Source organism: Enterovibrio sp. FF113 (assembly GCF_041439165.1).
Taxonomy (GTDB): Bacteria; Pseudomonadota; Gammaproteobacteria; order Enterobacterales; family Vibrionaceae; genus Enterovibrio; species Enterovibrio norvegicus_A.
Map to the genome: position 1 here is coordinate 24,984 of NZ_JBGONO010000009.1, position 26,999 is coordinate 51,982.

The 26,999-nt window shown below is 48.5% G+C and carries 26 protein-coding genes; 17 read left to right on the forward strand and 9 right to left on the reverse strand.

The window, feature by feature from the left end:
* Window positions 1-189: 189 nt before the first annotated feature.
* Window positions 190-1,197, forward strand: coding sequence for a substrate-binding domain-containing protein (locus ACED36_RS08785; RefSeq protein ID WP_016961220.1), 1,008 nt, complete (start codon window positions 190-192; stop codon window positions 1,195-1,197).
* Between the two features lie 121 nt (window positions 1,198-1,318).
* Here ACED36_RS08785 and galM read toward each other — a convergent pair whose 3' ends face one another.
* The 4 genes from galM to ACED36_RS08805 all read right to left on the reverse strand — a co-directional run bounded on the left by galM (window position 1,319) and on the right by ACED36_RS08805 (window position 5,734).
* Window positions 1,319-2,377 carry a galactose-1-epimerase gene (gene galM, locus ACED36_RS08790; RefSeq protein ID WP_016961219.1) on the reverse strand — a complete coding sequence of 353 codons (1,059 nt, stop codon included), beginning with the start codon at window positions 2,375-2,377 and terminating at the stop codon, window positions 1,319-1,321.
* Between the two features lie 9 nt (window positions 2,378-2,386).
* Window positions 2,387-3,547, reverse strand: coding sequence for a galactokinase (gene galK, locus ACED36_RS08795; RefSeq protein ID WP_016961218.1), 1,161 nt, complete (start codon window positions 3,545-3,547; stop codon window positions 2,387-2,389).
* Window positions 3,548-3,635: 88 nt separating this feature from the next.
* Window positions 3,636-4,691, reverse strand: a complete 1,056-nt coding sequence (locus ACED36_RS08800) for a UDP-glucose--hexose-1-phosphate uridylyltransferase (protein ID WP_016961217.1) — start codon at window positions 4,689-4,691, stop codon at window positions 3,636-3,638.
* 338 nt (window positions 4,692-5,029) lie between these two features.
* A complete protein-coding gene (locus tag ACED36_RS08805) occupies window positions 5,030-5,734 on the reverse strand; it encodes a VC0807 family protein (RefSeq protein ID WP_016961216.1) in 705 nt (234 codons plus the stop codon).
* Between the two features lie 452 nt (window positions 5,735-6,186).
* Between ACED36_RS08805 and ACED36_RS08810 the strand changes: the two genes are divergently transcribed.
* Window positions 6,187-6,651 (forward strand): hypothetical protein, encoded by a 465-nt coding sequence (locus ACED36_RS08810; RefSeq protein WP_371733133.1) that lies wholly within the window; start codon window positions 6,187-6,189, stop codon window positions 6,649-6,651.
* Window positions 6,652-6,775: 124 nt separating this feature from the next.
* On the opposite strand, the gene ACED36_RS08815 is transcribed toward ACED36_RS08810, so the two are convergent.
* Window positions 6,776-7,363, reverse strand: a complete 588-nt coding sequence (locus ACED36_RS08815) for an acyl-homoserine-lactone synthase (RefSeq protein ID WP_016961214.1) — start codon at window positions 7,361-7,363, stop codon at window positions 6,776-6,778.
* Between the two features lie 349 nt (window positions 7,364-7,712).
* Here ACED36_RS08815 and ACED36_RS08820 point away from each other — a divergent pair, with 349 nt between their 5' ends.
* Both ACED36_RS08820 and ACED36_RS08825 read left to right on the forward strand, forming a co-directional pair.
* Window positions 7,713-8,708 (forward strand): hypothetical protein, encoded by a 996-nt coding sequence (locus ACED36_RS08820; protein WP_016961213.1) that lies wholly within the window; start codon window positions 7,713-7,715, stop codon window positions 8,706-8,708.
* 425 nt (window positions 8,709-9,133) lie between these two features.
* Window positions 9,134-9,889: a LuxR family transcriptional regulator gene (locus ACED36_RS08825; RefSeq protein WP_241823370.1), complete on the forward strand. Its 756-nt coding sequence runs from the start codon at window positions 9,134-9,136 to the stop codon at window positions 9,887-9,889.
* A 180-nt stretch (window positions 9,890-10,069) separates the two neighbouring features.
* Here the strand turns inward: ACED36_RS08825 and ACED36_RS08830 are convergent, their stop codons facing one another.
* Entirely contained in the window at window positions 10,070-11,458 is a 1,389-nt protein-coding gene (locus tag ACED36_RS08830) for a hypothetical protein (protein WP_016961211.1), read from the reverse strand.
* A 44-nt stretch (window positions 11,459-11,502) separates the two neighbouring features.
* The gene (locus tag ACED36_RS08835) at window positions 11,503-11,871 is read right to left on the reverse strand and encodes a hypothetical protein (RefSeq protein WP_016961210.1); all 369 of its coding nucleotides are present in this window, start codon (window positions 11,869-11,871) and stop codon (window positions 11,503-11,505) included.
* Between the two features lie 176 nt (window positions 11,872-12,047).
* Between ACED36_RS08835 and ACED36_RS08840 the strand changes: the two genes are divergently transcribed.
* From ACED36_RS08840 to ACED36_RS08875, 8 genes are read left to right on the forward strand one after another with little or no spacing between them, the layout of a single operon-like run.
* Window positions 12,048-13,037, forward strand: a complete 990-nt coding sequence (locus ACED36_RS08840) for a hypothetical protein (RefSeq protein WP_371733134.1) — start codon at window positions 12,048-12,050, stop codon at window positions 13,035-13,037.
* Entirely contained in the window at window positions 13,030-14,601 is a 1,572-nt protein-coding gene (locus tag ACED36_RS08845) for an AMP-binding protein (RefSeq protein ID WP_371733135.1), read from the forward strand. Before ACED36_RS08840 ends, ACED36_RS08845 begins: the two co-directional genes overlap by 8 nt.
* Window positions 14,598-15,599, forward strand: a complete 1,002-nt coding sequence (locus tag ACED36_RS08850) for a 3-oxoacyl-[acyl-carrier-protein] synthase III C-terminal domain-containing protein (protein WP_371733136.1) — start codon at window positions 14,598-14,600, stop codon at window positions 15,597-15,599. The genes ACED36_RS08845 and ACED36_RS08850 overlap by 4 nt, the downstream gene beginning before the upstream one ends.
* Complete coding sequence (locus ACED36_RS08855) at window positions 15,580-17,133, forward strand: AMP-binding protein (RefSeq protein WP_371733137.1); 1,554 nt, start codon at window positions 15,580-15,582, stop codon at window positions 17,131-17,133. Before ACED36_RS08850 ends, ACED36_RS08855 begins: the two co-directional genes overlap by 20 nt.
* The gene (locus ACED36_RS08860; protein ID WP_371733138.1) at window positions 17,126-18,127 is read left to right on the forward strand and encodes an alpha/beta hydrolase; all 1,002 of its coding nucleotides are present in this window, start codon (window positions 17,126-17,128) and stop codon (window positions 18,125-18,127) included. Before ACED36_RS08855 ends, ACED36_RS08860 begins: the two co-directional genes overlap by 8 nt.
* Window positions 18,124-19,068, forward strand: coding sequence for a transglutaminase domain-containing protein (locus ACED36_RS08865; protein ID WP_371733139.1), 945 nt, complete (start codon window positions 18,124-18,126; stop codon window positions 19,066-19,068). The genes ACED36_RS08860 and ACED36_RS08865 overlap by 4 nt, the downstream gene beginning before the upstream one ends.
* On the forward strand, window positions 19,055-20,017 hold the full coding sequence (locus tag ACED36_RS08870; RefSeq protein WP_371733140.1) for a 3-oxoacyl-[acyl-carrier-protein] synthase III C-terminal domain-containing protein: 963 nt from the start codon (window positions 19,055-19,057) through the stop codon (window positions 20,015-20,017). Before ACED36_RS08865 ends, ACED36_RS08870 begins: the two co-directional genes overlap by 14 nt.
* Before the next feature lie 17 nt (window positions 20,018-20,034).
* The gene (locus ACED36_RS08875; RefSeq protein WP_371733141.1) at window positions 20,035-21,006 is read left to right on the forward strand and encodes an alpha/beta hydrolase family protein; all 972 of its coding nucleotides are present in this window, start codon (window positions 20,035-20,037) and stop codon (window positions 21,004-21,006) included.
* 452 nt (window positions 21,007-21,458) lie between these two features.
* Here ACED36_RS08875 and ACED36_RS08880 read toward each other — a convergent pair whose 3' ends face one another.
* Window positions 21,459-21,965: a GNAT family N-acetyltransferase gene (locus ACED36_RS08880; protein ID WP_026024330.1), complete on the reverse strand. Its 507-nt coding sequence runs from the start codon at window positions 21,963-21,965 to the stop codon at window positions 21,459-21,461.
* Window positions 21,962-22,234 carry a DUF1778 domain-containing protein gene (locus ACED36_RS08885; RefSeq protein WP_016961200.1) on the reverse strand — a complete coding sequence of 91 codons (273 nt, stop codon included), beginning with the start codon at window positions 22,232-22,234 and terminating at the stop codon, window positions 21,962-21,964. Before ACED36_RS08885 ends, ACED36_RS08880 begins: the two co-directional genes overlap by 4 nt.
* Before the next feature lie 531 nt (window positions 22,235-22,765).
* Between ACED36_RS08885 and ACED36_RS08890 the strand changes: the two genes are divergently transcribed.
* Genes ACED36_RS08890 through ACED36_RS08910 form a run of 5 tightly spaced genes read left to right on the forward strand, consistent with a single transcriptional unit; the run spans window position 22,766 to window position 26,997 of the window.
* A complete protein-coding gene (locus tag ACED36_RS08890; RefSeq protein ID WP_017004210.1) occupies window positions 22,766-23,035 on the forward strand; it encodes an acyl carrier protein in 270 nt (89 codons plus the stop codon).
* A gap of 2 nt (window positions 23,036-23,037) precedes the next feature.
* Window positions 23,038-23,928: a hypothetical protein gene (locus ACED36_RS08895; RefSeq protein ID WP_241823368.1), complete on the forward strand. Its 891-nt coding sequence runs from the start codon at window positions 23,038-23,040 to the stop codon at window positions 23,926-23,928.
* Window positions 23,928-24,557 carry a hypothetical protein gene (locus ACED36_RS08900; protein ID WP_016961196.1) on the forward strand — a complete coding sequence of 210 codons (630 nt, stop codon included), beginning with the start codon at window positions 23,928-23,930 and terminating at the stop codon, window positions 24,555-24,557. The genes ACED36_RS08895 and ACED36_RS08900 overlap by 1 nt, the downstream gene beginning before the upstream one ends.
* Window positions 24,554-25,666: an acyl-CoA dehydrogenase family protein gene (locus ACED36_RS08905; RefSeq protein WP_016961195.1), complete on the forward strand. Its 1,113-nt coding sequence runs from the start codon at window positions 24,554-24,556 to the stop codon at window positions 25,664-25,666. Before ACED36_RS08900 ends, ACED36_RS08905 begins: the two co-directional genes overlap by 4 nt.
* Entirely contained in the window at window positions 25,663-26,997 is a 1,335-nt protein-coding gene (locus ACED36_RS08910; protein ID WP_371733142.1) for an MATE family efflux transporter, read from the forward strand. The genes ACED36_RS08905 and ACED36_RS08910 overlap by 4 nt, the downstream gene beginning before the upstream one ends.
* Window positions 26,998-26,999 lie beyond the last annotated feature (2 nt).

The window sequence follows — 26,999 nt, forward strand, 5'->3', positions numbered from 1 at the left end:
GACGCATTTTCATTTGCGCTGACAATAGAAGATTCAATAAAAAAGAGCCCGAAAAGCATCACGTTTACACTCCCACTAATCACCAAGATTACAATTGGTTATCTTAGAAGTTCACACAGAGAAACTCACTTTAATTGCTTCATTTACACAATCGGTATTTAATAGCCTCAGTGAATTGAGAGGTAGAAAATGGCAACGATCAAGGACGTGGCGAAAGAGGCGGGAGTCTCTGTCGCAACCGTTTCTCGCGTGATTAACAAATCGCCAAAAACGAGTGAATCATCCATCGCATCTGTCACCAACGCGATGAGTAAACTCGGCTATCGTCCCAACGCGGCAGCGCGAGCCTTAGTCAGTCAAAGTACCAACACAGTTGGCGTGCTTGTGGGCGATGTGTCTGACCCCTTTTTTGGCACCATGGTGAAGGCGGTGGACAACGTTGCCCATGAGCACGGCAAACACATATTGATCAGCAATGGCTATCACCGCCCTGAAGAGGAGCGCAATGCGATTGAGCTTCTGATCAACAACCGATGTAATGCCTTGGTTATCCACGCAAAGGGATTGTCAGATGAAGAGTTGATCGGCTATGCCAAAGAAGTGAAAGGCATGGTGATCATTAATCGTCACATTCCTGATCTGGCAGAGCGCTGCATCTCGCTTGATAACCGCAAAGGCGCGTATCTGGCGACCGAATACCTCATCAATCACGGTCATACTAAAATTGCCTGTATCGCATCGTCACAAAACATTGAAGATGCTTCTCAGCGTGTTGAGGGTTACCTTGCCGCACTGAAAGACAACAATATTACGCTGTCAAAAAGCCATATCGAGTATGCTGAACCCAATAGTGATGGCGGTGAAATCGCGATGACGAACCTGCTCAACAAGTCACTTGAGATAACTGGAGTGGTGGCCTACAACGATTACATGGCATCAGGCGCGTTATCTGTTTTGGATGAAAACAGCATCAAAGTGCCTGAGCAAGTGTCCATGATGGGGTTTGATGATGGTTTAATCGCCCGTTATGTCTACCCTCGCCTCACCACAGTGCGTTATCCAATTGAGATGATGGCCGACAAAGCCGCGCGGTTAGCACTCGCATTAGCGCGTGAGGATCACGTAGAAAATGAGACCATCGTTTTTTCACCCACCGTTGTACGTCGAAACTCCGTAGTGCGTGTGTCGGAGAGATAAGCCAGAGTCACCAAATCAGACAAATAAAAAAGAGCGCGAATATGCTGATATTCGTGCTCTTTTTTGTTTTTACGCCCGACGCTAACATTCACGCAGGACAGCAACTCTCTCGTTGTACTGATTAAAAATCAAAAGCATAAACGGTGTGGTAGCGATACGTTTGATCTGGTTCAAGCACACAACTTGGCTGGTCCCACTCAGGGTGATGAGGAGAATCTGGCAAGAACTGCGTTTCCAGCGCGACGCCTGCATAGTCGGCATATTCACCACCGCTGCGATTTGGCGTACCAGCCAGCCAATTCCCCGAATACAGCTGCATTGCAGGCTTGTCGGTAAACACCGACATTTTAACTTTCTGATCGTGACTGCTTAACGCCGCAACCGCCATTGAAGTCTCTCGGCTGGGATCAAACCAATAGCTGTGATCGTAACCTTTGGCGCCTTCTTGCTGGCTATCCGCGAAGAAATCCTGACGAATAACTTTAGGCTGCCTGAAATCAAACCCCGTCCCACCGACTGATGCCAACTCCCCCAAAGGTATACCCAAATCTGTCGTCGGCAAGTAATGGTCCGCATTCACTTGTAACCTTTGGTCACGACAATCTGCACCCGATTCCGCCCCATCGAGATTAAAATAAGCATGATTGGTCAGGTTAACGGGTGTCGCTTTGTCTGTGTTCGCTAAATAGCAGATCTCAATGCGATTATCCTCGGTGAGCTGATACGTCACCATCACAGTAAGGTTGCCCGGAAAGCCTTGATCGCCATCTGGAGACTCATGTGAAAAAACCACTTTTGCTGACGTCTGCTTGCGAATACGCCAGCGCACTTTATCAAAGCCGAATGCGCCGCCATGCAAGGTGTTACCCACTTGATTAGTCGTCAGCTGATAAGCATGGTCGTGTATGTTGAAACGTCCATTGGCGATGCGGTTGGCATAGCGCCCAACCGTCACGCCCATGTAACTTTGCTGACGCTCAAAATCAGCCAATCTAGCCACGCCCAGTATGATTTCTCGGCGCTCCTCATCAGCTATCGGCAATCGACAACTTAGCCAGGTTGCGCCAATATCCATCAACACAACGCTGACTCCCGCCGCATTGCTCAATTCCACCAGCTGTGCCGGCTTACCATCATAAGCAGACTGTTGCGTCATTGATTGAAACAGAGGATGCGTCATCACACTCCCTTACAACGCTTCTACTAGACCTGCGCCGTCATGCACCTGACACACGTAGATGGATTCTTTCAAGCCTGTCTGCGCTTCATAGTTTACTTCGACTGCGGCCTTCACCTCATCGACCAATGCAGGAGGCACAAGGGCAACAATACAGCCACCAAAGCCACCGCCCGTCATGCGAACGCCACCTCGATCGCCAATCACTTCCTGCACGATGTCTACCAGTGCATTGACTTCTTTGACGGTGATTTCAAAATCATCACGCATTGAGGCATGGGATTCGGCCATCAGCTCGCCCATACGCTTCATGTCACCCGCGCGAAGGGCGTCTGCGGCAGCAAGAGTGCGGTCGTTTTCGGTGATCACATGGCGAGCACGTTTGGCGACTAACTCTGACAAATCGCTAACTCGGTCATTGAATTGCTCAATGGTCACGTCACGCAAGGCTTTCACGCCAAATATACGCGCCGCTTCTTCGCACTGAACACGACGCGTGTTGTATTCGCTGTCGACCAAGCCGCGTTTTTTGTTGGAGTTGATGATCACCACCGCCATACCTTTTGGCATGGATACCGCTTGGGTTTCCAAGCTGCGACAATCCAACAACATGGCATGGTTTGCGCGGCCTTCGGCGGAGATCATCTGATCCATGATGCCGCAGTTACACCCGACGAACTCGTTTTCGGCTTGCTGACCATTGAGGGCAATATCAGCTTGAGAGATATCGAGCTGATACAGTTCTTTAAACGTTTGACCAATCACCACTTCCAACGCGGCTGACGAGCTTAACCCCGCCCCCTGCGGCACGTTCCCGCTGACCGAAATATCTGCTCCATTGAACGCCAAGCCACGCTCAAGCAAGCATTTGACGACGCCACGTATGTAATTCGCCCACATCTTGTCTTGTTGGAAGGTCATGCCTTCGCTGATATCAAATTCATCGATCACATTGTCATAATCAACCGACACCACGCGAACGATGTTGTCTTCACGTTTCGCCGCTGCCACCATGGTTTGATAGTTAATCGCGCAGGGCAGCACAAAACCATCGTTGTAATCCGTATGTTCACCAATCAAATTGACACGTCCTGGCGCCTGCACGATGTGGGTTGGCAGGTAGTGAAAAATCTTCTCAAAAGACGCTTTCACATTTTGGATCAGATCAGACATATCTATCGCTCTTATAAAATTTCAAACTGGGTGAAGGCACACCAAATCGAGCAAGCCCTCTGAATTCATTTTTTTCACTGTTCTTTAATCATTGTTGTTCTTTGTAGTGAACGTCGCTGACATCACGAAGACGCTGCGCTGCTTGCTCTGCCGTCAGGTCACGCTGACTTTCTGCGAGCATCTCGTAGCCGACCATGAACTTGCGCACCGATGCACTTCTCAGCAATGGCGGATAGAACAACGCATGCAATTGCCAATGGTCAATATCCGTGCCCTCATGAAAGAATGGCGCGTAATGCCACCCCATCGAATAGGGAAAAGAACACTTGAACAAGTTGTCATAACGGCTAGTGAGTTTTTTGATCGCCACCGCTAAATCATCACGCTGCTCATCACTCAATTCGTTCATGCGACGAATAGACGTTTTCGGCAACAACATGGTTTCAAAAGGCCATGCTGCCCAATACGGTACCAGTGCAACCCAATGCTCGGTTTCAACGACCACACGCGAGCGATCTTTCAGCTCAGCGTTCACATAGTCCATCAACAGGTTAGACCCGTGCTCTCGATAGTAGGCATTTAAGTGGTGTTCTTTGCGTTCGATCTCGTTCGGCAAAAAGCTATTTGCCCAGATTTGACCATGAGGATGTGGCTGAGAGCAGCCCATGGTTTCGCCTTTGTTCTCAAACGCTTGTACCCACAGGTAATCTTTACCGAGTTCTTCGATTTGATCGTTCCACGTATCAATCACGCGGCGAATGCTTTCAAGCGGAAGCTCAGGCAGCGTTTTACTGTGATCGGGCGAGAAACAAATCACGCGGCTCAACCCACGAACGCCTTGCGTTTTGAACAATAGATTGTCCGATTCGGGCGCATCCGGTGATTCCACCATCAAGGCTGCAAAGTCATTATTGAATACATACGTGCCCGTATAATCGGGGTTTTTGTCACCAGACACGCGCTCATTGGTTGGGCACAGGAAGCACGTTTTTTCATAGCTCGGCAGCGTGTCATTCGACGGTTTTTCATCTTGACCGCTCCATGGACGTTTTGCTCGATGAGGAGACACAAGGATCCATTGCCCTGTCAGCGGGTTATAGCGGCGGTGTGCGTGATCAACAGGGTTAAATTCAACATTCGACATCTTCGTTACTCATTAATCTTAAAGCGCATGTAAACGTTTCCATAAGATAATAGAATAATACAGATTGAAAGAGAATGCAGAAAACCGCCCTGATCTTTTTATTGACTACATTGCGGCCACATCACGCGACACATTGGCTTTAAAGTGAAAGATATAGAATAAACAATCGTCGAAAATAGGAACTGATGTACAGTGACGCATGGACCACTCTCTAGCATGGTTGCTTAGTGTGTGTTTTACGTGAAATATGATGAGGGGGGAGTGATGAAAATACTATTTACCCATTTCTTATTAGCAGGGGGTCAGAGCTTTTACTCTGCCCCTAGCCTTTAAATTGGTTATTTCGACGAGCTATTCGCCAACACCTCTTCTAGCTTCAGCCCCGTCAAATCATGAATCGTTCGCCACAGGTAATAGAATACCCCCATCATCATGATGGTGGATGGCAGTGCAATCATTGGGTAGCTGTATAGCGTGAGTTGACCAAGTTGTTCATTAAACTCAGGGGTTCCTGCAGGGCTAGTGACAATCCACTTGGCGAGGATGAAGTTCATGGTTGCCGAAAAAGCAAAAGAGCCCGCGACAAGGTAGGTGGCTTTCATCAATCGGCTTTCAAAGGCTTCCATGCTGTTACGCATTTGCAGGCGTTGATTGATCTTCTCAACATCCATCACCGTTGGGTTAAAAAGCAACGCTTTGACTAACGGGGAAGAGGTAAAAGTAGAGACCAAAACAGCAATACCTATCGCCGCGGGAATAGCGGCTTCTTTAATGGCCAACCATTTGGTGTCCAACTCAAGTAAACCAATGCCACCCGTGAGTAGAACGTTGGCGAGGCCCAACAAGGCAATGAAGTTGAATTTTCTGTATTTAATGAGTTCAAACAAGCCCCAACCGAGCGGGAAGCTCAAGGCGACAATCAAACCGCCGCTCGCACCTAGATCATCTTCACCACTTAATTTCATGAGAACAAAAGCAGGGATGACGATGCTGACCAGAAGGTCAATCATCGGGCGTGGTTTATGTGTAGGTGCACTATTCATGTTTTGTTGTTCCAGACTAAGTATGAAGGCTTATATACCATCGCTAATACTATCGAATGGAAAATTCGTTGGATAGTTTTCTGTCTGCCCTTTTTTGTTCGATTTAGTGTCTGACGTATCAATATCAATCGAAGCAACCTTGTATCACGCGACTAAGCACTCATGATGTCTATATCCATCCATGAATGAGCGCGAAAACACGCGCACTGGTTGATTTCCTATTAGAGAAAGTGCCGTTTACGTTTCATCGTGAATAGTGTTGAGGTATCTACCCCTTTTTCAATTGCGTATTCCATTTGCGAAAAAGCCCTGCTAACTCGCATTTTCACAAGCGAAAACCAATCCCACAAAAAATACCAAGTCAAACAGCATATTATGATTTCTTTCAGATTCAGTTAGACGATAAAAAGACCAAGTAGACAGATATTGGTGCTGATAGTGAGACTCACCCTATGGAGTATGCCAATGAATACACAAAGAAAGAGAAACTCGTAAGGTTCTCCCTGCTTGCTCTCTTTGGAATAGTTGCGGTTGTTGCGAATAATGTATGGCTACAGCCCTTACTCACTGATTTTGATGAGCATCCGCATTGTTATGAATTATTTGGGCTTAATGGTGCGGATACTATCTGGCACTTATTGTTTGTTGGCCTACCTGTATCATTATTCCTAATAACAAGCTTTATGCTGCCAACAGGTATAGCAGGTCTCAAAGAAGGTCGTTATCCTCCCCGTGCCATGAAGGTATACAAGCCAACGGTGGTTAAAACTGGGGTGACGGCATACTTGCGGTCAAGCGTTTTACTCCTGCTTCCTCTTTTCGTTTTATTAGTCGCGGTTTGGGGCTCTCAGCAAGTTGATAAGATGCCCGTTATTGATAAAGAAAGGCTTGGCGTACACTTGTGTTCAAAGACGTAGAAAAATTTAGAGGGTTTTAAGTACACGGGGCATTTTCAGCTTGTGTTGATCTGCATAATTTAAAGACGAAAAAACCCGCGCGATCTTCATTGATGATCTGGCATGCACACTCCGCAAAAAACCCTTAGTTGATATTGATCTTCAAACGCTCATCCACTTCCAAACGCAATGCGACTGAACGTTCTTTACCCACTTTCAGAGACTTCCCATTGCCCATGCGGCGCATATTTAAGCCCAGTGAACGGAGCATTCTTTCGCAGCCGACAGTGGTAACAAGAACATAAGCGCGAATGTCATTTTCTTGTGCGAAATCGTAGAACGAGCGGATAAGTGTGAGCGCATTATTGCCGAACCAGCCGTTGGTGTTCTCGTAGCTTTCTTTTGATGTGGTGAAGCGAGATATTTCCCATACGCCTTCTTCCATTGGCGCATCCTCGCCTTGAAGAAGCTGAGGGAACACATCTTTCAACATGTACTCGCCTTGCGTTGGCATGGCACGCCAGCAACCAATCACTTCTTGGTTGTCTTCTGTCAGTGCCACATAGCTCGTTTCATTCATCTCATCAAAATTATCAGATTCCATATCTTGCGTTGATTCTACTTCCCACCCTAAACGCTCCAAAAAACTGCGGTGACGCAAACGAAAGATATTATTCAGAACAGCAGGATTGTGAAACTTAGATTCAGGTGTCAGGGTAATTAGCTGGCTCATGGTTATTCCTTCAACTTGTCAGTAGTCATCGTTTAGGGCGATTGCTTGAGAACGAGTTAAAGGCTATTGCAACCCCTTCAATCCAGTAAGCTGTCTGAAATTACAGCGTCCAGCATCTAATTTTTAAACCTCTAATTTAAATAGATAAAACAGCAATACAGAGGCTTCCCTATCACTTATGACAGGGTGTGTTTCTGCAGCAATTCCCTATTGTTGCACTATGCAATTAAGCGGATACCACTTTTCTATTAAACGCATACAGCAATTAAGCAGACGGGACATGGCTATTAAGCACAGAGAACGTTGCAATTCAGGGGAAAAAACATGGCGATTAAGGGCATAGAACACTTTGGCTAACCAATATAAAAACAAAGCCGTGGCGCAGCGAAAATATGCTCCATCATTAGAAGAAAATGGGATACCTGACGAATTGGTCATGGCGCTTAATAAAGCAAAATCGCTGTCTAGTCGCAACGGTGTCGCATGGTTGCTGTTTGAAGATAATCAGATGGTTGCGAGTTATTGTGGTCTTGCGGGTGATCCGATGTTTACTTCATTGAAATACCCGCCACCATCAAATCGACAGCGTCGGCTCTATCTTTCCACACCGCCACATCGATACTCTTTTCTAAGCGATGAACTCATCGATATCGCTGAAAAATGGTCATTGAACACCATTTGTTACCCCACACTTTCCGACGACATGAGCAACGCGCTTGCCGTCGAAATCCTCAATACCGACAACCTGTGTACCGAGGGATTAACGCTGCATACGCCCAATATTGGCGAGAGCAACGAGTCGCTGTTTTTTGGCCCTGCCACGTTGAAAAAACACCAACGCCCTTGGACCATTTGCTTTATTTCCATGAACAGCCAGGGGCAAGCGGTGACGTACGATCATTTCTTCTCGGGATTTGGTGCAGAGAGCACGTTTCATCATTCATTGACTAAACACACCATCGTGGCGGTTGAGAAAGGGTTAAGCCAAAGCGACCCGCAATTAATGGCCATAAAAGAAAAGTGCTGCGCCATAGAGATAGAAAATGCCGAAGCCTTAGCACAGCTTCAAGCCAAACTCGCGCAGGGAGGTCAAAACACACTGGTCACGCTGTGTGGCAATGGCTTCTTTTATGAATTGGCGAACGCCAACAAGGTCGATGAATGCAGAACGTATGTCGCGCTGACGGATTTGCCACACTTCAAACCGTTATCCGCATCGAACAACCAGAAGACACAAGCGGTTCCAAACCTGTTTGGGTGGAAAGTGACCTCAACACACAGTTTCGAGTCAGGTGTGCTCATTCAGATAAGACGTGAAAACCAAACCTTTGATCATGAAATTTAAGGTTCTTTAAGAAAAACAGCAGACTCAAACAACATGTAATGCCATACCGAAACATGCTAAAAATTGACAAAACGGTCATATTTAATGATTCGCTAATATTACATATTAAAAATTGAATATCACTGTCACCTTTACGTAAAAGTATCTGAAAACATTTTATTCAACCCTGTTGTCAGCACTAAAAAATGAAACGCTTTACTTTCTTTTCTCGATTTAGATTCAACGGGGTTAAATTAATACACCATGCCTATCATTCTCGCTCAGCATTTGACCCTTTCTTGATCTCGGTGCTAAGATCTAACGCACCAAAGCCATTCATAGCAACAGATTCAGAAAATCATTTCATGTGAACAGTGATAGCTGACTTTGCAGCATGCCTATCCCGGTTGTGCCTAGTTTGTCTAACCTTCGTTAATACACCAAGGATGAAAGTTGTACTTATGGATACCGACCAGCTTTTTGCCATTGTTGGAAATCTCACTAACGTAAATAATAGAGAACAGCTTGAAGAGGTTTGTGAGAGTTTTTGCCAACTTGTCGGGCTTCCTTATTATTTATTCGGCGTCATTGAACAAGACTCACTATATTCCCCCATCATTCATGCTTACAGTAATTACCCAACGCCTTGGTTAGAAAGATATTTCGAGCAAAACAAACAACGCGTCGATCCCGTGGTGAGCTACATCATGACGCAGCAGTCTCCCATTCGCTGGGATTCCCTCGTGCAGCGTGAAGAATTTCAATCTCCGCAACAGCAAGAGCTCATGGCAACCGCCAAGCAGTATGGGCTGAGCAATGGTTTCACCGTACCTATAAAATCGGCGTCGGGTGATTTCGTTTTATTCAGCATGGCCATTGGGGATGTGGACGATCAGTGCGAAAAGTTGAACGCCGCCATTCCTTTCGCTCATACCCTCGCGACCCATCTTCTTGAGTGTTACCTCACCATGAAGGTTAAAGCCAAAGGCAGCGATAATATCTCGCTCACTCAACGTGAAACTGACTGTCTGTTTTGGGCTAGCGAAGGAAAAACCGCGTGGGAGATATCAAAAATCATCAATGTCTCTGAACGTACCGTGCTGTTTCACCTCAATAACTGCACCAAAAAGCTTGCTGCCTCTAACCGACAACACGCTGTGGCGCTGGCGATTAAAAAAGGGTTACTCAAGCCCAATCTCTAAGCGGCACGTTTTTGTGCACGCCAGTTCGTGTCCATGCGAAGCCGCAACATAAACTCACAATACATAGCACGAAAAATAGAACGAAAAATAGAACGCGGAGCCAGATGGCTCCGCATTTGCGTTGAAAAGCGTTGTTTCTGTCCAATCAGCAATAAACACTCGTTGAATCAAACACAAGCGCTAGCTTGCTCGACGCAATGTATTGCTCTCCGTGCCGCCTGGCGATTCTGTGGCCACCCCTTCATCCATCGGCCTATACCTTCGCTTCATCTCTTCGATAGAATCTTGCCTACCCACTTGCTTCACCCCCCTTGGCGTGACCATGAATTCTGCGGGAAAGCCATGACCAATAAACAAACCTGGAGAACTGGTGACCGCATACGCGCCCACTTGATGCACAACCAGATAATCACCAACCGCCAACGGTTCAGAGTCGAATTTATCAGCAATAATGTCTGAGGGTGTGCATAGCGGGCCAACCAAGGTATATCGAGTATATTCACCCTCTATTGCACGTTCATTACGCGTTTCCATGCGCTCCGGCAAGCCAGATTGAGCAATCACCTTAAGGCTATGTCCTTGCGCTTTTCCAATAAAATAGGGTTTTCGCATCAAGTTCGCGAAAGCCGTTGCGCCGTGAAAAAGGTTATAGCCGCCATCACACACTACAAAGGTTTTTCCGCCCGATTGCTTGATGGATTTCACCTGTACTACCGCTTTGCCGTTTTCTCCCACAATGAAGCGGCCACTTTCAAAAAACAGCCGTGTTGCGCCTGTTTTCTCGATCAGGTTTTGCTGTAACTCCAGTAATGCCTCTTGCATACATTCCACCGACAAAGAGGCTTCGCCTTTGTAATAGGGAATACCAAATCCACCACCGAGATTCAGCCAATGTAATGGCAACACAAAACGCGTTTGAAGTTGGATCAGGTAGTCACACAAGGTCGAAAAATTAGTCATAAAACTGGCAGGGTCGAGCACGCGTGTGGTGGCATAAATGTGTACCCCAGAAATGGCGATCTGGTTTATTTCGGCAAGGGCAAGCAGCGAAGGCAGTTCCTCTTCTGTGATACCAAACTGGGAAGCTGCACCACCCATTTTCATTGAACCACCGGAAATTTCTATGTTTGGATTTAGCCGTAAAAGGATCGCGGTATCGGCGTCATAGCGCTGTTTGAGTGCCCCTAACTCAATCAACTCGTCGGTACTTTCGACGGCGACAAAAGCAATGTTATTACGCACGCACTCGGTCAATAATCGTGTCGATTTATATGGGCCTACACATCCAATGTTTTTCGGGTCGACGCCGCTAGAAAGTGCCACGTCTAATTCGAATGCACTGCTCACATCGCAGCCCAATCCTTGTTTAACGATGGTATCAACCAGAGAAGGATTGGGGTTGGCCTTGAGTGAATACAACACGGTGGCGACATCAGGTAACGTCACCGCTTTTAAGCGATCACATTGCTGCTGAACGCCCGCTTGGTCATAGACATAAAACGGCGTGGGTGGAAGTGAGCGACTCGGCGCATCACCATGGATTCGATCAGGCGTTGACGTCTCTTTCATCGAAGTCTCTGTTACTAAAGTCTCTAACATCGTTGAATGCCTCACTATGGATTCTTAAATTCTTTGTATGTCAGGCAGCGTTTCGCGGGTGCGTGATGCACCATGTCTACCGACTCCAATTCATCGCTATGGGTATTAATTGTGATAAGGCTCAACACGTTATGGCATGCTTTCTCTGCGCGTAAACTCATGTACACGAAATACTCCAGATACTCTTGGTTTCGCTCCTCCCGCAAAAACGTGAAGTAATTAATTTCATCACTTTCTTCAAACACCCATGGGCTGCCAGACAGCTCATGACCGTTCAACATGGTTCGCAGTTCGCTTTGATCGAAGGTCGATTTTGCATTCACGAATGGGGCCACCAGCAGTAGCGCCAACAGACAATTTTTCTTCATTCCGGTTTTGAGCATTGACCTAAACATGGTTTCTCCTTGGTTGCGTACATCGTGCTTATACACATCTTGGTGTTACACAATCACACAATGTCACACAAGGAGATGCCCGCTAACTGTCAGAACTGACAGCTGTGTCAATAACAAATAACCAACAACAATGGATGTCATACGTTCGCAAGTGGAATGACACGATGACCCAACTGAATTACTGGTCGGACACAGCAAAGAACAGAGAACCTGTTGAAACGACCCTGTCCAACCTTGGCTACGACGCGGGCTATGTCGGTATTATTAAGAAGATATTTCGCATCGCCCAAACACCAGTGTCCAAGCTGTCACCGCAGCAATACCTGCTACAAGACGCATTCTGTCAGCGAGCAGAGCTACAAGCGTCAGACGCACTCACTTATACCCACACCGGGCAGGAAGTGTATCCGTTTGGGCAATCTTGTTTGCGGTCGATAAACCGCTCAAGCCGAGGCAATGGCGTGTTGTTTGGGTCAACGGCAAGCAACTGTGCCTCCACGTTTAAAGTGATTGACCTCTACCGCAGACGCGAACGAACCCGTGTCTTGGGCGCCAAACGCCACGTGATCGTCACCTGCGACACCGGCTTCACACCAATTTTGAAAGACATCCCCGGTTCAACCGTCACGGGCGATGCACGCAGTACCATTTGTTTAGACGATGGCGCGGCAGGCGATTATCAATTGGTGAGCTATGACTGCCAGATTTACCCCGCCCATTTTGGCGGTGCGTGGGAAGAAGCCGAAAAACACGCGATCTACGAAAAAACCTATAAAGACCGAATTGTTGCGTTGATCGAGCAATCGCTCTCGGTGCTTGCGCGTGAACACAAGCTCGATGCAGACAGCCGCATCGCCATCGTGCCCCATAACGTGAATGTCTACACCTGGAAGGCCATCGAAAAGAAACTCAACAACCCGCAACTCTCATTTTTCACCGACGGCGTGGCTGACCACGGACACTGCTATGGCAGCGATGCCTTCATCAATCTTCAATTGCTTGAACGGCGCCATGCCGAGCCGGTTGATGATGCCCAGGTCACCTCTCACCCAACACCGGACTATTACCTCTGTGTCACTGCGGGCGTGGGTGGCTTTTTCTCAAGCGTGACGCTGACACGAACCGACACGAAGAAGGACCCGTCTTATGACTAAATCCACCTTGAGTGAGCGTAATTTCACGCCCACGTCACTCCATCGAACTATCACGACAAACATCGATCAGTTTGGCGATATAACTGCCGTGCGCCATCGCGACACCACCTATAGCTATCGCGACTTGTTGGTGCTTTCAAGCCAACTGCGCGAACTGATACAAGCCAACGGCGGCATTCAAGATAACGTGCCCGTTCTTACTTGTTCCCGATCCCCCCTGTTCGCCAATTTGTTCAATTTACTGCTTGGAATTGAAGGCATCACCTATGAGCCGCTGTCTCTGAATGAGCCGTTCGACCGCGCCATCGCGAAAGCGAGTAAATGGCAACATTTCATTTTGCTGACAGACACCCAAACCGAGGCTGACCTTAGCGCCATCTCCACGCGAGCGAGCCTGACGTTAATTGCGGATGAAGACTTGTCTTACCGTGCCCATTCACGCCCTGAAAATGCGGGCGAGAACCACTTATCCCTCAATGAATGCGTCTACATACTTTCTACTTCTGGCTCGACCGGTGTGCCGAAATCCGTGCCGATCAAACGCCACAATCTCGACGCTTACTTATCTGCCGCCACCGGATTTTTTGACGTTAAACACGATGAACATTTCTCCGTGATCCACGATGTGTGTTTCGACTTCAACATCCATGAGTTGTATTTGCCCATTCACAATCACGGTTGCCTCTGTATTGCGGATAAATCGGACTTACTCAGCCCGGCCACGGTCAGCAAATTTATTGAACGCCACGGCATCACATTCTGGTCTTGTGTCCCCTCTTTCATCAACCATCTAGACCACTTACGCAAATACAACAGCCACACCTTCAACCGCATTCGCAAAACCATGATTTGTGGTGAAGCGCTAACCTTGGTGATCCAACAAGCATGGCGAGCACTCGCCCCAAACAGCCAAATATTCAACCTCTACGGGCCCACAGAGTGCACGGTTTCTGTATCAGGAAAAGACGTCACACACCCGCAAGAGGGGGATGTCCGTCATGGCGTGCTCACCATTGGTGACGCCTGGGATAACACGCAATTCTATGTGCTCAATGAAGGCCACATCAGCCAAAAAGGTCAAGGAGAACTCTTGGTCGGCGGGCCGCAAGTCTTTGACGGGTATTTCCGTGAAGGGCGTGTGTGCCGAGAAAAACTCGTTGAAGAACCGCAAACGGGGCTATTGCTCTATCGCACCGGTGACAACGTCGAACTCTCGCCCACCAAACCCAATCATTATTTGGGGCGCGGCGACGATCAGCTGCAAATACGCGGACACCGGACCCAAAAGAACGAAATCTTGCACCTCATTTGTCAAACCATTCCCTGCTCTAACCTTGCGGTGGTAGAGAAAAACTCCCGCAATGGCACCACGGTCGGCATCGTGCTGTTTATCTGTGGTGAAAACTTGCAAGAAGTGGACATTCGCCGTCGCTTGGCGGCCACCCTGCCAAGCTACGCCTTGCCATTAAAAATCAATATCGGCCCCCTGCCGATGAACAAGAACATGAAAATTGACCACAAGAAGCTTTACGCGCACGTGAACCCAGAGGCGGAAACCTCATGAGGATGGAAAGTAACGAAAACATCGCGCTGTCTATTGATGCCATTTGCGTCGTCAGGCCCAAGCAAAAACTGGTGTTAGTGGACCACCATGACGCCGTGCATTGCACCTCGTTCAACGCGCATATCTTGAAAAAAATGATGGGGATAGAAACCGTCAATGTGTTGCCAGATGGCGAACCGCACGAATCACTGATGATGCCTTTGGTCTCGCTGTCTTCAGGCGAAGACGAAGACCACCTCGTGGAGTTACGCAGTGCCAATACGGGCGCAATGCGTGCGCAGTTTGGTCAATCAATCGACCGTTCTTTGGCGAGAATACACAACCTGATCCCGTTAGGCGTGAGCAACGCAAATCGCTGTGTTTCCTTGTTTAAGCAACTCGATATGATCTCGCGCTCCGCCCCTGCGCTCAGGCACTATTGCATCCACAATGGTGAACTGGCATTCAGCAAAGAAATGCGCATTACCCGAGGCTTGTCGGTGCAAGGTGACAGTAACACCAGCTTGCGGTTAAGCCACACGGATTCGCCAAAGGTTCAGGTCAGCAGCGTGCATTTGCACTACGACCGCCGTTTTGCCCGTGGCATCTGGGGTGACAACATCGAAACCAAAGCCTACGAAGACAATTATCGCCAAAACATGCATCAGGTGATCCATCGTGCTTTAGACAAAGCTGGCGTCACCCTGTCACAAATTGACCACCTGCTCCCGCACAACATCAATATCAAATCGTGGCGTTTTCTTTGCCAATCGCTCGATGTGCCTGAATCACGCCTGTTTTCGCGCAACATTCAAAGTGAAGGCCACTGTTTTTGCAATGACATGGTGATCAACCTCAGCGATGCACTGGACACATTCACTCAAAAAGACAACCCACCCACCGCAGAAAACCCCTTACGTTTTCTTGCCGTGGCGGCGGGCGCGGGCGGAATGTTCGGCGCCTGTGTGCTTGATGTTATTCAGCTAGAAGGATTACGAAATGAGAGACACGCTATATAACATCATGGTTGAGGCAGGCGATCGCATTGCTGTTCTCGATCAAGATAAAAGTTACCGCTACCAAGACGTCTTGAGTGATGCTGCCTTGCTGCACGAAAAGCTCAGCCTCGCCGCAGAGGGGAAGCCCAGTGGCACACACATTCTGATGTCAGCGCAGCGCTCTTACACCAGTGTGGTCATGTATGTGTTCAGCGTGGTGTATGGCTACACCTTGGTACCTGTGACGGCTGAAATCGACAATCGCTCACTTGAAAGGCTGATTAACGAACTGCCTGTGGCCTTCTTTTTTACAGATGTTTCCACATCACGCCTGCTGACGGTGGCGACACACTCTGATTGCCCGACATTAGTGGCACAATGCGGCGGCTCGCTCCATCAAGGCGTGTTTACCCAATCCGTATCAGCCTTTTCCTTTACGAAAGCAAAAGTGGCCGCTACATCATCACACGCGTCGCCCAGCCAAGATAACCCTGATCTGTATTTGATTTTTACGTCTGGCAGCACGGGTAACCCAAAAGGCGTGAGCGTGGAAACCCGCAATCTGCTCAATTACCTTGAAGCCACGCGGGACGAATTTGGCATTTGCGCTGACGATGTTCTGAGCCATATTTCCCCGCTCAGTTTTGATTTCAGTATTCACGAAATTTTCATTGCGCTGTTTAATCAAGCCGCCATTGCCGTACTGCGAGAAAACGACAAATTCAATTTCTCAGGCTACTTACTGCGACACGCCGTGAGTGTGTGGGCTTCTGTGCCCTCCACCTTGGCGTACTTAAACAAAACCCGGCAGTTGAACCCAAACCAATACCCCGCGCTGCGTTTGGCCTTTGTCGGGGGCGAGCCTGTGCATCCCTCTTTACTGTATACCCTGTCATTAGCCGCACCGAACTGCACCGTTTACAGTTACTACGGCCCGACTGAATGCACGGTGGCGATGATGGCGTATCGGTATGACCCGACTCAAGAATACGCCCAGCACATGCCGCTAGGTCGTCCTTTTGGCGGACACCGCGTGTTTATTCAAACCGAGAAAGATGGCGCGTTTCATGCCACTGGCACAGGGGAAGCCTACATTGCAGGGCCACAGGTATTAAAAGCCTATTGGAAGAACCCTGAACAAACCGCCCTTCGCTTTTCATACCACCCCGAACACGGCTATATGTTCCGCACGGGCGATATGATTCGCATCGAAGACGACGGCAATCATGTTTTCATCGCCCGCCAAGATGACGACATCAAGATTGGTGGATACCGTTTCAATACCGCGGCCTGCCGCACCTTTGTTGAGGAGGTATCAGAAGCCGAAGACGTCGTTGTCACCCCGTTTTCTCATAGCACCGAAGGCACGTTTGATCGCCTCTTGGTGGTGACGGTGAACGCCAAAATCACAGAAGCTGCCTTGGCGCGTATTTTCCGAGACCAATACGATAACTATGTGCAGCCTCATTTCATCAACGTGTCGGAATTGCCACGAAACCGAAACGGCAAGCTAGACAAAAAAGCCTTGATGGAAAAGGTGGCCTGCCATGTTTGAACAAAGCCTGCATTTACGCCCATTGACGCCAAGAGAAGCGCCAGCAGAACAAGCAACATCGCTTTATGATGCCAATTTCTTCGCCAACGAATCGCCGCCGTACGAGCCAAACATTGTGGTGTTCAATCGTTTGATCCCCATTGACGGCAAGCCCACCAATGTCGCCATTTGGGCCCCCATGGCGGATCTGGCTGACACCCAAGAAACAGATTCACGAGCAATCAGTGGAACTGCACGCAACCCCATGCGCTATTACCTTACGCACCAGGGCGATGCGGTAAAAGCGCGGCACATTCACGCAAAGCCAGATGTTCAGTTCAACAAGCTGTGTCTGATTTTCCCCGGTTTCAATGGCGGCCCATTCGATCAGTTTCACCTTGCGGAAGCACTCGCAAAATCAGGCTATTGGGTCATGTCTGTGGGCTGCTATATCAACCCCGAACTCACGCCGAGAGCCGACCCAGACAAGATCGCCCTCGCGCTGAAAGAGGCTTATGCCACCTACCCTTCAGTGTTGGCGGCCTTCACGCAGCTCACCGGCATGCCTGTTTCGCCCGATACGCTAACAAAGATTCGATACCTCTCTTTTTCAGCTGGAATCTATCCCTTGTTGCGTGCGATAAGCGAAAACAATTGTCCGCAGTGGCAACATCAGATGTTGCTGATCGCCCCTGGGTTGTCCGCCACTTCAGGGCTGGAAGATCTATTGGCTGACGCCCCCGTTTCTGGCGTGGATGTAATTCATTCCGCGCAAGATACCCACCCAACCTTTGGCGATCCCTTACGGTATTTAACCCTGTTTGGTGACTCACTCACGCAGCTTCACTTGCTCCCTCACGGTGAGCACTACGATTTCATTCATCTGCCTTTATCTATTCAGAAGTCAGCACAAAAAACCCGCGCCAGCACCTCTGCCCAATCTCAACACGAGCACGCCGTGAAACAGGAATGTTTGGCGATCCTCAGCAACCTGATTCAAGGAGAAACACAATGAGCACAAACATCGCCACATCTAGCATGATGAATATCGCCCATGTCTATTCCACACCGACGCCGTACACCGCGTTTGAGGATTGGCAACAGTTCCACCCCGCTTACGGCGACGATATTTTATCTGATCCGCAGAGCGCGATTGATCTCGCCAATGAATTGGTGGCCCATTACAACCATTCAGAGTTTCACAAAATGGCACCGGAGCGAGCCGACGATCTCGAACTGCGTTCGGTCAAGGAAATCATTGCTCGCTACCACGAACTTAACCCTGGCTCCTCTGCGCCTGTCACGCCGGTAGGTGGTCGCTGCCGAGACCTCGCGTTGCTGGTGTGCAGCCAATTTCGCGCCCAAGGTGTGCCCGCTCGCCTTCGCTTTGGTTTTACGCACATGTATTACGACACCAAGCGCGCGCTAGCGGACCATGTGGTGGTGGAATACTTTGATGAAGGGCGTTGGAAAATTCTTGAACCACGTGGCAGTTCTCGCTTAATGGATCATCAAGACCTGGGGATTAATCCGATCGATGTTGACCCGAAGAAGTTCATCAATGGCCCACGCGCTTGGCATAAAATCCGAAACAAAACCCTGCGTGCTGAATGGTTCAGTGGCACAACGCCAAATGCGCAAATGGGCTTGTGGTATGTGCGAAAAATCATGCTGTTTGATTTGGCGAGCCTGTGTCGTTACGAAGCAGATGTGTTCGATTTGTGGGGCTATTTGACCGATTCAAAACCCGGTGTGATGCCAAAATTCAAACCGCATCTAGAAGCGCTAGACAGCATTGCCGCCACGGATTTTTTGGATGAACAGGCCTTTTCAGAGTGCTATCAACTCTTGGTGCAAGATGACCGCTTTTTACCGGATGGTGAAATCAGTGTGTCACCCACACTTGGGAAACGTTCCACGCTGTCAGTAAGGAAAGATGACTATGTTCTATATTAGTCGCAACATCACCGCTGACGCGCCGCGCGTACTGAATGTGATGGAGGATCATGACGCGTTATTCTTGAGTGCGTCATCCGCCAAAGTGTTTAGTCAATGGTACGGATTTCATGAGCTTCCTTACTACGACAATACGCCGTGCACTCAATATTATCAGCAAGCGCTACAAACCTTTGTTGACGCCGACAACAGCGCACCCGCTCACTATGACGCCGTGGTACATAATCACACCGGGGCGCTATGCGGTGTGTTTGGCGAACGGGTCATGCTGCGAAGCACCCGCGCCACGCTGGCGAAAAACGACACCGACGAGAACAACTGGCTGCCCTTTTCTTCCTCGGCCACCAAATGCGCCACCCCCATGCAGCTGATGAAATACTTCGAACGCAACCGCACACTGAATAACGTTCTTTTAGTCACAGGAGACATTGCCGACAACGTTGACCTTCGCGTTAATCCCGTTGCACTCAGTTCAGACACCATCAACATGGTACGGCTCACTCGCACGCCGAGTGATATCTCGGTGCTTTCAGTTGCGACCTTGTTTGACGGACAATTTTCAGGAGGGATCTACCTACAATCCAACGATGGCATGCAGCAAAAGTACAACGAGTTTTATCAGATCAACGTGGAAAAAGTGGTCGAGCGCTGCCTAGCAGACGCTAACCTCACGCGTGACGACATTGATGTGATATTACCGCACAACGTCAACGTGCAAACGTGGAAGAAATTGACAACAAAATTGGGCATCAGTATGGACAAGGTTTACACCAAGAACATTGCCCGATATGGTCACTGCTTCGGTGGTGATCTCTTCGTCAATCTCAACGATGTGTATAACGAATTAGATAGCCAAGCATCTGTGACTTGCCTTGCTGTTGCAGCAGGGATCGGCGCGTCATTTGGTGCAACCCTATTTGGCATATCTAAAGGAAAGGAAACGGAATGAGAGGTCGATGGAAGAAGATGAGTATTTTTCTGATTTCCACAATCGTCGTGCTGAGCATCATCGTGCTGACGATATTTTTATTACAACGCCCACCCTTAGACCCCGCGCTAGAGAAAGGTTTGCAGGTGTCAACGTTCATGGTGGAAGACACAACCGGTCAAACCCAGCTGGAAGCAAAAGTCTGGCAGTTACCGCCTGAGAACGAAACACAGCCCAAAGGCGTGATCTTGGTTTCACACGGGTTCTCCGCCACCGCGGGCACCATGCGTGTTTATGCGGCACAACTGGCACGCGCAGGTTATGTGGTTGCCGCCGTCACGCATGATGATCTCAAAGGTTTACGCAGTGGGTTGGTTGAAAACGACCCCATGATAGCCAGACAACGACACTTGCAACTGCTGCTAGAACAGCTTTACGCCAACGATGCGCAGAACACGCTTCGCGCGTTACCTGTCGGCATGTTGGGCTATTCACTGGGCGGTTACGCGGCACTCACCAGCACGGCTTTTCCTGCACAACTGGACAAACAAGCAGCTTTTTGCGAAACCCAGCCACGCGGTGAAAACATCTTGCTGTGTAACCCGCGCTTTGGGCAACGCATTCAGGCGATTCTCTCTCAAGAATCGACGGCTTCTACACCAAGCCTGATCCCCGCTTCCGCGATTGCGGTGTTTGCCCCAGCCTACACCCAACTCATTGACATGACAGACCAAGAAAACGCGCCCCCCATCTTTCTGGCTAACGGCCAGTTGGATGAGTACATCAGCCCAACCGACATGGAATCACTGGCGCAATCGCACCGTTACATCAAAGCACATAAAGAATTGGAAGATGCTGGCCACTATGTCTACCTGCCGTCATGCCCTTGGCCGCTTTCCATTTTTATGGAAAATTGCAAAGACCCGAAACCGATTGAACGCGCCCCCAAGCAAACCGCGCTGGCAAACGATGTGGTCGCATTTTTTGATGAGAACTTGGTGACGCAATAGCGGGATGGTTTGACTCCCCCTGCTGAGAAGCGGGGGGCTTTGGAATGGGGATTGCGCCATTGCAGCTTAGAGTAAAAGCCCATCAAAATTCCGCGCCACTGAACCTACCCTATCTAAGCGAATGACCGATTGCGTATTTGTAGTGATTAAAGTACTGGTTACTTAACCGGGTTGCCTCATTAGGCAGGGAAGTGGAATTTTTGGTTTTGGGTTAGTCGCTTTTGGCGGCTAAGTTGGTTCTTGCCTTGTAGCTTAGCTCAGAAAACCAGTTAGAAATAGCAGTTCTTTCTCAATTAAATCATTTGCTTGAGATGAAAAATAACAAATAATTCAACAGTGATTCGTAACGCTTGGCGCTCTCACTTCGGGTTAAATTTAGTGTTTACGGCGCAGTGCTCAAATTCAGTGTTTGCGCTGCTCACACGTTATTTGGGCGCTAACTGCTTCTCGGTTTAAATTAATTCACCGATACTAGCTCTAATGTCTGCAATTGTAATAAACAGTTTGTTATCAGCGTTTTTGAATGCGGTAAAACCGTATTTTTCATAGAAATATTCAGCGCCATCTTTTGCATCAACAATGACGACAGGGAAGGCGACGGTTTCACTTGCCATTAATAGCTTTCTAAGCGCATCAATCAATAGCCACTCACCGAAACCTTGACCTTTGTATCTATGGTCAACGGCTAAGCGGGCAATCAAACCACCAGAAGTTACAGAGTGATGTTTCTTCTGTAATTTAGGAGGTAAATCCTGAATATCAATGGGTGTCATCGTTAATGTGTAATAACCAATAATATGCTCAGGACATTGCTTATCTTCAAGAACAAAGGTACGAGTATTGTCTTTCTTAGCTTGTTGGCTTGCCATAACTTTCAAGTAATTATTGAGTGCGGTAATGCCACAATCAAAACGATTTCGGTCATGTTTAGCCTTTTCTAATTGGACAGTATTCATTATTGAGTTTTATCCATATAACGTGAAGCTGCTTTTTGTAACTTGCTATTTGGTTTAGCTGGTTGGTCTAACGCAGTCATTAAAGTCATAGCATCTTGCTGACTTAGTTGTAGGGCACGTTCACGTTCCATAATAGTTTTAGCTTTTTCTACAGCCGCACTAAGCACAAATGAGTTAATGCTAGACATACCAGCAATAGCCGCAGCTTGAGACAGTAGTTCTTGTGTATCAATATCTACACGTGCTGTGATACGAGGTAATGTAGTCGCCATAATAATCTCCATTCAGTGTCAAAGTGGCACAAGTGAATTGTAGTTGAATTATTATACGCTGACAAATTTTGTGTCACTTTGGCACGCAGTTGATCGGGTAACCGGAGGTATCTAACCTCCAGCCCCCACACCACCCTGCATGCGGCTCCGCACAGGAACCATGGGACAGACATTCCAAGAGGAAGGGGCGATAAATGCTGGCTCTGTATGGCTTAGAGCACCAACTCCAAGCCATTCCTGTCCAATACCGAACCAACACATCCCTTAGCGTTCACTATCCCCCATTCCCATACGCGCCCGCTCCCCTGTCACAAGTGACAGCTCTGCTCGCTCGCCATACATGCCTTTGCACGAACCCTAAACTTACATATTTAAAATCAAGCAATTAGATCTACACACCTCTTCTTTCCTCTCCTTAAAAAAACGCACTGTCAAAAGTGTCAGGTTATCAAATCTCCTTCTCAGGCTTAGTTTGTATTCATGGATTTCGAGCAACACACAAACAACCTAACCGAGTAAATGGAGTTAATTATGCAAAGAGAAAACGCGTATCAAAATATGGTGGCCATTCTGAAATCAACCATCACGATTCCGGAAGATGTGGAACTGGCCGAGAACACCAGCCTGCGTGATGACCTGGGGATGGATTCATTAGGATCTCTGACTTTCTTGATGGAACTTGAAGAGTCTATTGATGGGTTTTCTATTGACCCTGAAAGCCTCGAAGAGCGTCATTTCAGCTCGATTGGCGCCATGGTTGATTACATTGTTGAAAATGTCGAACTCGCGCCGGCAGCCTAATTATGTACATCAACTATTGCCAATATTTCCCACTGGATGAAAGGAGCCTACGACAGGAACCTCGGGATCGGTATACCACCTACTTCAAGGACTTATACCGCATTTCCGACAAAGACCTGTCGCACGAAACCTTTTTGGCGGGTGACCAATATAGCTATACCAACATCATTGATTCAGTGTTAGACGGCAACTTACCGTTCGCGGCCTACCCCGAGATCTCTGATGTGGCTTTTAGCTATTGGACACCCGAGTGGGACCCTGAGTACTCGGCGTTCGCGACTTACTTCCTTTGGAAAAGCGACGTAGACGCTGAGATTATCGATGTGTGCGATGTAGGTTCTATTGCCACCACTACCGCACTTCACATCCTGTTCAATACAGACAGCCTTGAGGATCCTCGCACCAAGATATTGGTGGGTATGGAGCAAAACTCTGTGCCTCGCTACTTGCCAGACAACAACATGATGCCCACCCATTCCAGCGGCTCGGCATTGTTTGTTAGCCAAGCCAACAGTGAAGGGGCGCTTTTCAAACTTGAAGATTCGCTCTTCTTGAATGAAAACAAAATTTATTCGTCGAACTTTGTGTTGGCTGAGGAATTACAAGCCTTGCTCGATAAACACAAACTCGGCGCTGGCGATTGCTCTCTATTACTTCAAAGAAATACCGCAGCATTTAAGCAATTGGATTATTTGTCGGACAAGGGAGAAATCCCTGCCGATTTATTAAGAAATGCGCACTATTTGCCTGCCCATTATTCGGTGAATACCTTGCCGAAGTTCTTAGGGGAATATCAGAACAATCCCGATTCATTCCGCAGTGGCATTTGGGTTTTCATTGACGAAGACGCCGAATCGCTAAATACAACCATCAGTTTGTTGAGGGCGTTGTAATGTATCGTCTCGATTTCGAAAACCAGTGCAGCATCATTGCTGACCCGCAAGAAGAACAGATACAAGGCACCTTGGTTTCTGCTTTTCACGGCGCAAATAGCAGTGTTGTGATGATAGATCGCCGAGCCCGCTCAGATGGCCCATCTGTCACCCTTGATCGTGTTGATGCCGAAAACCTTATTGCACTTCCAAATACCTATTTGGTGAAGGTGTCGTCACGCACAAGGACAACCTTGCCAACCCCACGGTTTCACGAGCAGCCATTGAGCAATGTGCTGCCCACATGGGAGGGGTTTGTTCAGCAGTCACTTTCTTGTTTTCACGCAGAGATGTCGGTGTTTTTTCGCCACGTCGTAGCACGGCTGAAAACCAAAAAGGTGGGAGAGAACACGCTGATCGACATTGAAAACGTCGCCCTTTCTGTCACGGATTATCACCGTTTTCTGTTCCACGTTGAGTTGGCGTCCCAAACGCTACCGGAGACGTTAACGCCGCTGTCTGAGCGTGTGCTGTTGGCCTCAAATACTCTCTCGAACTTGCAAGGCGGCATTTCCATTCTGGCCGGAAGCGGTGTCGAACATCACCTGCAATATGCCCTTTTACTCAACGATTTGGAGCAATGGCGATGATTAATTTAGACCGATATGCCGCGACGTATGGCGAAAAATACGGGGAGCACATTGAATGGCTGCGCGAAGTCGCCACGGCGGTAGACAGCTATCAAGACATTCACAGCAACACGGATTTTCGCAACGCGCAATTGGATGCGCTGCTGCTGAGCAGCTTTTCCATGACCACGGAAGAACGTGTTCGCATGTTTGAACAACTTTCTTACGGCGACCCAGGCGCATTGCTATTTTCACCCGGTCCCAGTTTGTCTGGGGTGATCTTGAATGAAGCAGGCTCAGAGGCGCAAAAAGCGCAGTTTTACGATTACCTGAAGGAACACAATTGCCGCACTTTTTTTGCGGTAACCGAGCCGAACAAAGGCAGCGATGCCGGACGGTTGGAATCACGCTACACCGATGGCACGTTAAGTGGCGAAAAATGGCTGATTGGCAACGGGACACGCGGCGACATGGGTGTGGTGCTGTTCAAAACAGGCAATAGCCCGCTCGCGACCCGCGCTGCATTGCTCACCAAGGAGATGATTGACTCGCCACAGATAGAACGCCGTTTATTGAAGCAACACTGTTTGCGTGGCGCGCGTTTGTCTTATTTGAAATTTGATGCGCTGCCTATCCCGCAAGAGCAGTTGCTGGGCGAGCACCTTCACCCTTGTGAGCGCGGCTTATTTTCAATGATCCGCACCTTCAACAAAATGCGCCCTTGTGTGGTGGGGTTGAGCATTGGCTATGCACAAGCCGCTGTCGACCTTTTATTGGAACACGGCAAAGACGCGGGCATTCCGCAAGAGACCTGTCGCCACTTCAACACCATTCTCGCCACCATTCGAGAGGTGAATCTGGTGGCAGCGAAAACCGCGGATAAAGAGCCTGACAACATGGCCTATTCCTCGCTGGCGAAAATCGAATTGGATGATTTAGTGAAACAAATTCGTCCGTTCTTATTCCAGCACTTCAGCAAGCTGCAATCTGACCACTTCGTCCATGTTCGCAAGTTTATGCGTGATAGCTATGCCTTTGATTTTATGGAAGGTACGCACGTTATTCAGAAGCATAACTTGGTCAACATCCTGAAGCGGAACGATTACGTGAGCCCATGGAGCGGACAATGAAAAATATCGCCTCTACCTTATCTTCGGTTGCGTCGACGCTGTCCATTTTTGCCTCTTCGTCGTCGACATTCGTCACGCAGTTGCTGGCGGTGTGGATCATTAGCCAAGAAGACCAACGGGCGCTTCTGATCCTTACGGTGTTCATGCCCTTTGGTTTCACGCTATCAGCATTGTCTGATGCGTTACGAGCGGGCGCATTGCCCATCGTATCGAGCCATGACGATGCGGGATCACATGAGATTCACAGCGCCATTGCTACCTTGTTTGGTATGGCATTGGTGTTGTTTGGTGGGTTAGGCGCGATGGCGTGGGGGCTGATGCCCCTTCTCCAATCTTATTTTCATTTGCCTATCGTCGCCTATCTCGATTTCTCAGATCTGCTGCTCGCCATGACCTTGGTGTTCCTGCCTATCACTGTCTCTTCGGTGTTGACGACGTGTCTGTTCGCGAAAGAGAAAAACGCGCTAGCCACCAGCATTGTGGTGGTCGCCAATGTGCTGCAACTGAGCCTGATCTACATGTTTGCCAAACAAGGTCACGGCGTAATGGCGATGCCGTATGCGGCCGCGTGTTCAACACTGGTTGCCATTACCATGGGACTGACATTGTCGCCCACGCTACGCCAGATAATCGCACCTCGCGCATTGGCGTATTTTTCCGCCATGCAAACGCAATGTAAGCAGCTGTTGTCCATTATTGTGCCTATTTTTTCCAGCTACTTATTGCTCATTGCCTGGTTGTTCTACATCACGTACATCTTGCTGCAATACAGTGAAGCGGCAGCGTCTGCCTTCCCGCTTTATGCGCGAATTCAGAACCTGATCATCATGTTGTCAATTGCGGTCGGTGTCAGCCAAGCCATTCGCTTCAATAAGCACTCGGCCGACTACGACTACAGCATGCTTAAAAACAGCGTGACCCAGTTTGTGGTTCAATCATTCGCCTATCAAATCCCAATGCTGTTGGCAGTATTTATCTTCAGTGAAAACATTGCGTTATGGTTGGTGAGCGACCCCACCATTGCGGCGGAATGTGCGCAATACCTTCGCATTATTTCTCCTGCTCTACTGGTGCTTTCTACCTATGTCGGTATGACGGTGTACATGGAACAAACCTTCCGTTCTCGTCGCGCCTTTATCTACAACTTTCTCTATCTGGGCTGTGAAGTCGCGCTGATTGAGATCGTTCGCCCATATTGCACCACCAGCACCGAACTCTACACCTTACTTGCCGTGGCCTTTTTTGCTTCTGCCATTTTCATCCTGTTTGAAATTGGCCGTTCACGCTACGAATACCACCTGATGCAAAAAATGCAGTCTGTGACCCTATAAAG